Source organism: Kitasatospora sp. NPDC004240 (genome assembly GCF_053603215.1).
In genome coordinates this window covers 1-6,016 of sequence record NZ_JBSGFD010000325.1, presented here as the reverse complement: position 1 = coordinate 6,016, position 6,016 = coordinate 1, and the positions used below count along the sequence as shown (strand labels likewise).

The 6,016-nt window shown below is 76.1% G+C and carries 5 protein-coding genes and 2 pseudogenes; all 7 read right to left on the bottom strand.

The window, feature by feature from the left end; translation table 11 throughout:
- A pseudogene (locus ACWEQL_RS40300) lies at nt 1-117 on the bottom strand (inositol-3-phosphate synthase); the annotation flags it as partial.
- A 13-nt stretch (nt 118-130) separates the two neighbouring features.
- Nucleotides 131-991, bottom strand: a complete 861-nt coding sequence (locus ACWEQL_RS40295; RefSeq protein WP_452156253.1) for a 4'-phosphopantetheinyl transferase family protein — start codon at nt 989-991, stop codon at nt 131-133.
- Nucleotides 988-2,418, bottom strand: a complete 1,431-nt coding sequence (locus ACWEQL_RS40290) for a condensation domain-containing protein (protein WP_452156251.1) — start codon at nt 2,416-2,418, stop codon at nt 988-990. The genes ACWEQL_RS40295 and ACWEQL_RS40290 overlap by 4 nt, the downstream gene beginning before the upstream one ends.
- 113 nt (nt 2,419-2,531) lie before the next feature.
- The gene (locus tag ACWEQL_RS40285) at nt 2,532-3,977 is read right to left on the bottom strand and encodes an MATE family efflux transporter (protein WP_452156249.1); all 1,446 of its coding nucleotides are present in this window, start codon (nt 3,975-3,977) and stop codon (nt 2,532-2,534) included.
- Nucleotides 3,970-5,133, bottom strand: coding sequence for an acyl-CoA dehydrogenase family protein (locus tag ACWEQL_RS40280; RefSeq protein ID WP_452156247.1), 1,164 nt, complete (start codon nt 5,131-5,133; stop codon nt 3,970-3,972). The genes ACWEQL_RS40285 and ACWEQL_RS40280 overlap by 8 nt, the downstream gene beginning before the upstream one ends.
- On the bottom strand, nt 5,130-5,813 hold the full coding sequence (locus tag ACWEQL_RS40275; RefSeq protein ID WP_452156245.1) for a hypothetical protein: 684 nt from the start codon (nt 5,811-5,813) through the stop codon (nt 5,130-5,132). Before ACWEQL_RS40275 ends, ACWEQL_RS40280 begins: the two co-directional genes overlap by 4 nt.
- Nucleotides 5,810-6,016: pseudogene (locus ACWEQL_RS40270) on the bottom strand (hypothetical protein); the annotation flags it as partial. The pseudogene ACWEQL_RS40270 and the gene ACWEQL_RS40275, both read right to left, overlap by 4 nt.

The following is a 6,016-nucleotide window of genomic DNA, read 5'->3' as shown; positions in this document are numbered from 1 at the left end:
GTGCATCAGCCCGGGGACCTTGCCGGCCGGGTCGGCGTCCTTGTAGTACTCGACACCCTGCACCAGCGACGCGGCGCAGTTGCCGACGCCCACGACGGCCACGCGAACCGAACCCATGATGTTCTCCTTCTCAGTCTTCGCTGCTTCTGTCCAGGGAGCCGTACTTGTCATCGGGGGCGTGCCCGGGGGCCCCGCCGCCCCGCGCCGCCCGCAGGTGGCGGTGCACCACCCGGAAGGGGCGGGCGCCTTCGGCCGCCACCGCGCCCACGTGGCCGGGGCCCGTCGTCAGGCCCGCCACCGTCCAGGTGCCGGGCAGTCCGCCGTGGGCACCGTCCACCAGTCGCGGCCCCGGGCCGGTCCCGACCGCGAGCCGCAGGCCCTGCACCAGCCGGCCGCCGGCCGCCTTGACGCAGGCCTCCTTGCGGGTCCACAGGCGCAGGCACCGCCGGATCCGCTCCGGCGGGCGGGCCCCGGCCACCCACGCGCTCTCCTCGGGGGAGAACCAGCGGGCGGCGAAGCGGGTCACGTCCCGGTCGGGGCGGACCAGTTCGACGTCCACGCCGACGTCCCGGCCGTGGCAGAGCGCGAGCACCGCCAGGTCGCCGGAGTGCGAGAGGCTGAAGCGCAGCCGGCGGGTGGCCGCGCCCCCGTCCAGCTCGGGCTTGCCCCAACGGCCCGTCCGCAGCCAGACCCGGGCCGGGTGCACCCCGAGCCGCCCGCCGAGGACCAGCCGGACGCAGCCGTGCGAGACGGCGAAGCGGCGGCGGTGCTCGGGATCCTCCAGGGCCGCCAGGCGCCCGCGTTCCCGCTCGTCGAGCAGTCCGGTCAGCCGCTCGACCCGCGCCTCGTCGAGGTCCAGCGGGAACCGCCAGACCTCGACGGTCGCCGCCGCGCCCGCGGCCCCCACGGCCCGCCGAGGCGTACGGGCGGCGGCCACGACGCGGGTGCCCCCAGGCGCACGGGCGGCGATCAGCGGGGTGCGGGCGGTCACCGGGACGACCCTTCGGGGACGGCGAGCCCGGCGACGGCCGGGAAGTCGGTCGGTGCCACCTCGCCCCCGGCCAGGGCCAGCAGCAGCCGCTCCAGGCCGAAGAGGAAGCCCTCGATCCGCTCCGGGGCCATCCGCGTGGTGTCGGCGAGCAGCGCGATCCGTACCAGGTCGGGCTCGCCGAAGACGTCGAACAGCTCCAGGAAGAACGCCACCTCGTCCTGCTCGCCGCGCTCCGCCCACCGGAACTCCGACTCCTCGGCGGCCGCGGCGAGTTCGGCGGCGGACGCGGTGGGGCGGGCGGTGGCGTCCCAGGTCATCGACCACAGGTCGTTGAGCAGGCAGTCCGCGGCAACCCCGGCCTCCTCGGCCAGTACGCGGGCCCGCTCGGGGCGGAACTGGCCGTTGCGGTAGGCGGCGAGCGCGGCCGACCAGGCGCTCTTCACCACCTCGGCGACGGTCTCCCCGGAGACGTCCACCGCGGCGAACACCTCCTGGGTCAGATTGCCCACGGCGTCCCGCAGTTCGGGCCGGTAGCGGTTGCCGACCACCAGCTTGAGCCCACAGGTCTTCAGCCCCTCGGAGCGGGCCAGCAGGGTGGCGGTGGCCGCGAGCAGGACGGTGGGGATGCTGGTGCGGTGCCGTTCGGCGGCGGCCTGGAGGGCCTGCGGGACGGCGCGGGAGATCAGTTCGCCGCGCCAGAACCGCGGGCCGGCCGACTCGCCGGGCGGCCGGGGGAAGGTGTCCGCCGGGGCCCGGTCGAGCTGGTCGCGCCAGTACCGCAGCGCCTTCTCCTCCAGCCGGGCGCCGGCCGGGGAGAGCTCGAACGCGGCCTGCTCCAGCGGCTCGCGGGCCGGGCGGCGGGCCGGCGGGGCCTCACCGGCGGCGCGGGCCGCGAGCAGTCCGGTCAGCTCCCCGATCAGCAGCCGGGTGCTGATCAGGTCGGCGGCGAAGTGCGAGAGGCAGAGCACCACGGCCTGCGGGGCGCCGTCCAGGGCGCCGACCAGGGCCCGGAACGGCACGTCCACGGTGTTGTCGAAGCCGCGGGCCAGCAGCCGCCCCTCGGCCTCGGTGAAGTGTTCGCGCAGCTCGGCGCCGTGCTCGGCGCCGGTCAGCGACAGCACCTCGACCTCGATCTCGCCCCCGGCCAGCACCCGCTGGCCCAGCTCGCCGTCCTCGCCGATGACCGCCAGGGTGCGCAGCGACTCGTGCCGGGTGACCAGCTCGGCCAGCTGCTCCAGGACGTCCGGCACGCTCACGCCGGGCGGGACGAGGGTCACCAGCGAGACGTTGAAGAAGGCGGTGTCGGGGAGCATCCACTGGATGTCCCGCCAGATCTGCTTCTGGCCCCAGGTGGCCGGGCCGGTGGCGGCGCGGTCGCCGGTGAAGGCGATCCGGTGTGTCACGGCGTCCGGTGTCCGGTGCGCCATCTGCGTTCCCCCTGTGCTCTTCGGGTCGGGTGTCGGCGGGGTGGGTGTGGTCGGGCGTGGTCGGGTGTGGTCGGGCGTGGTCGGGTGTTGGCAAGGTGGCCGGCGGGTGCCGTTCAGCGGGCGCTGTCGGCGGGCTGCGGGAGCCCCTCGGGACCGGCCGCGGCACCGGAACCGTGACCGGCCGCGGAATCGGAGTCGTCCCCGGAGCCGGCCGCCGCCGCGCCCTCCCGGGCGACCAGCCGGCGGACGAAGACGACCGTCACCACCACCGCCACCACGCCGAGCCCGTTGAAGCCCGCCATGGTCCGGTACAGCCCGACCGGGTCCTGCGTCGAGCGGGCGATCCAGCCGCCGACCGCCGCCACACCGACGAAGTAGGCGGCGTTCATGGCCAGGGCCAGCGGTCCGCCGCCGAGCTGTTCCAGCGCGGTGAGGGCGGCCAGCACGAAGCCCATCAGCAGGTAGCTGGGCCCGACCACCTCCAGGTAGCGGGCGGTCTCCTCGGCGATCACCGCGTTGCCGGTCATCAGGTCGGCGAACAGGTGCCGGCCGAGGTAGGCGGCGGCGGCGAGCACCGCGTACGCGCCGGCGGCGATCCACAGCCCGGCCCGGAGGGTGGGCTCCAGCAGTTCGGTGCGGCCGGCGCCGCGGTGCCCGTTCATCACGATGGCGATGGCCGAGCCGAGCACCAGTCCGGGCATGATCAGCAGGGTCTGCAGGGTCGCCGCGTTGGCGAAGCCGGACTGCACCAGCGGGCCGAACGGGGTGACCACCCACATCAGCGCCAGGTTGCTGGCGAAGATCACCAGGTACGAGGCGGCGACCGGGATACCGACCGAGAGCAGTTCCTCGGCGGCGACCTTGGGCGGGGCCGGACGGATCCTCCCGGCGGCCGGGCCGACCAGGCCCGCCCGGCGCAGCAGCAGCCAGCCGAGCGCGGTGCCGGCCAGCCCGGAGAGGGCGACGGCCGGCGGCACGCCGTCCACGCCGAGGTCCGCGGTGATGCCGAACAGCGCGACCCCGCCGACCTCGGTGGCGGCGGCCAGCAGGGTGACCGCCGCCGCCTGCCGGGCCAGGCCGCAGCCGCGCAGGGTGGCGGCGGTCAGCGCGGGGCCGAGCAGCAGGACCGAGGCCGGGGCGATCTCGCGCAGGAACGCGGTGAAGTCGTCGCGGGCCGCGTCGGAGACGTCCAGGAGGTCGCCGAGCAGCGGCGCGGCGGCGATCAGCAGCACGCTGACCACCACGCCGGCGATCAGGCCGAGGCGGGCCATGCCGAGCATCACCGCGGTGACCGCCCGGCGGTCGCCGGCGCCGTGCGCGATGGCGGCGGCGACCTGGTTGCTGACCCCGAAGCCGGTGGTGAGCGCGATGAACAGGAACTCCACCGGCATGAACAGCGCCCGCACGTACAGCGCCTCGTCGCCGACCATCCGCCCCATCAGGGCGACCACGGCGATCGGCACCAGCACGCCGACCACGTCGGCCAGCAGCATCGGCCCGGCGAGCCGCAGCACGGCCCGGCCCGGGGTACCCGCGACGGGGGCGGCGGGCTCAGCCACGGTCGATCTTCCCCTGCGAGAGGCCCTGAAAGAGGTTGAGCCGCTGGATGTTGCGGGTGCCCTCCATGAACTCCACGCCCCGGGCGTCGCGGGCGTACTTGTCCAGCAGCGGGTGCTCCAGCCGGGCCCCGGCGCCGAAGTACTCCAGCGCCTCGGTGGTGACCTCCTCGGCGAGCTGCGCGGCCTGCGCCTTGGCGGCGGAGGCGAGGTGGCCGAGCGAGGGCTCGTCCCGGTCGACGGCGACCCCGGCGCGGCGCACCAGGCGGCGGACGCCCTCGATCCGCAGCGCGGTGCGCTCCACCCGGGCGGCCTCGTCGGCGCGCAGGGTGCGGCGGTTGGCGAGCACGTACTCGTGGGCGCCGCGGGCGATGCCGAGGGCGAGCGCGGCGACGCCGGGGCGCAGCCGGTTGAAGCCCTGGACGGCGCCCATCATGCCGCGCCGGGTGGGCGAGAGGTGGCGGCCCAGCACCCGCTCCTCGGGCACCTCGACGTCGGTCAGGGCGACCTCGCTGATCTGGTTGCCGCGCAGTCCGACGGTGCCGAACGGCTCGGCCTTGAAGCCGGGCTGGTCGGTCTCGACGAGGGCGGCGACCACGCCGAGCGGGCCGGGCCGGGTGCGGGCGAAGACCACGCCGAGCTCGCCGCGGGCGGCGTTGCCGATGAACTTCTTGGCGCCGTTCAGCAGCAGCGGGCCGCCGTCGGCGCCGGGGGTGAGGGTGGTGGTGAGCGAGCCGGCGTCGGAGCCGCGCTCGGGTTCGGTGAGCGCGAGGAAGGTCCAGGTGGGCTTCTCCAGCAGCCGGCCGTAGAACCAGGCCTGCTGCTCCGGGTCGCCGAGCAGGTGGACCAGCACGCCGGAGAGCGAGGGCCCGGGGGCGGCGAGCAGCATGCCGGTGTCGACCGCGGCGATCTCCTCGCAGAACACCACCCGTTCCAGACCGCCGGTGCCGTAGTAGGCGTGCCCGTCGATCACCAGCGGGTCGCTCTGGTGCTCCTGCGGGATCGGCGTGCGGGACAGGTAGGTGACCAGCGGCAGGTCGAGGTGGTCGCGGACGACCTCGGGGTCGGCGTCCAGGTCGAGCACCAGCGGGCGGATCTGGTCCGCCCACTCGCGCGCGGTGTGCTGGAGGGTCCTGATCCGTTCGTCGAGTCGGGTCACGGGGTCGGCTCCTTCCCGTCCGGGCTTCCGGTGTGGACGTCCGCGAGCAGCTCGGAGACGTGGGCGCTCTGGCCGGGGCCGTCGGCGCGGAAGCCGTGGCCGCCGAGCAGCCGGAGCAGGCTCCGGTCGGTGCGGGTGATGGTGCGGTGCAGTTCGGTCAGCTGACCGGCGTCGAACTCGGCGTCCTCGTCGAGCAGTTCGGCCAGCATCAGGTGCTCGGTGAGGGCCTCGGCGAGGCTGCCCCTCACCAGCTGCTGGAGCAGCAGCGGGGTATCACCGGAGGTGCGGGCGCCGAGGTACTCCAGGCAGGAGTCGAGCAGTGCCTCGGACAGTCCGAGCCGCAGCCGGGCCAGGCCCAGCGTCCAGCGGTCGTCGGTGCCGGCGGCGCCGGACGGCAGCGGGTGGCGCACCGGCAGCAGGGTCTCGCCGTGCAGCCGTACGGGCGGCAGCGCGGTCTCGGCGGCCGGGTCGCGGGGGGCGGTGCGCCCGCCGTGGCGGACGGTGGTGGCCGCGCGGGCCGCCGCCTCGGGCAGCAGCGCGTGGCCGGCCGGGCCGAGCGGCAGGGCGCCGGGGGCGAGTTCGGCCTGGAGCGCGGTGAGCGCGGCGACCAGGCCGCCTTGGCGCGCGGTGCGGCGGACCGCCGCGGCCGCGTCGGCGGGGCTCTCGTGCAGGGTGGTCATCGGGCGGCCTCCTCGGACGGTTCGGGCTCCGGGTCCAGGGTCGTCACGCACAGCGCCAGGTAGCGCAGGCTCCGGTCGTACTCGGCGAGCGCGACCCGCAGGGCCGGCTCCCCGGGGCCGGGGACGAGCGCGGCGAGCGGCTCCCAGACGCCGGTGCAGGGCTGCCCGGGCGCGGCGGCGAGCACCCGGGCGGGGCGGCCGGG

What these genes read in the sequence shown, in the direction of transcription:
- ACWEQL_RS40290 (WP_452156251.1), bottom strand. Translation starts at nt 2,418, where the DNA reads ATGGCGCACCGGACACCGGACGCCGTGACACACCGGATCGCCTTCACC.
- ACWEQL_RS40275 (WP_452156245.1), bottom strand. Translation starts at nt 5,813, where the DNA reads ATGACCACCCTGCACGAGAGCCCCGCCGACGCGGCCGCGGCGGTCCGC.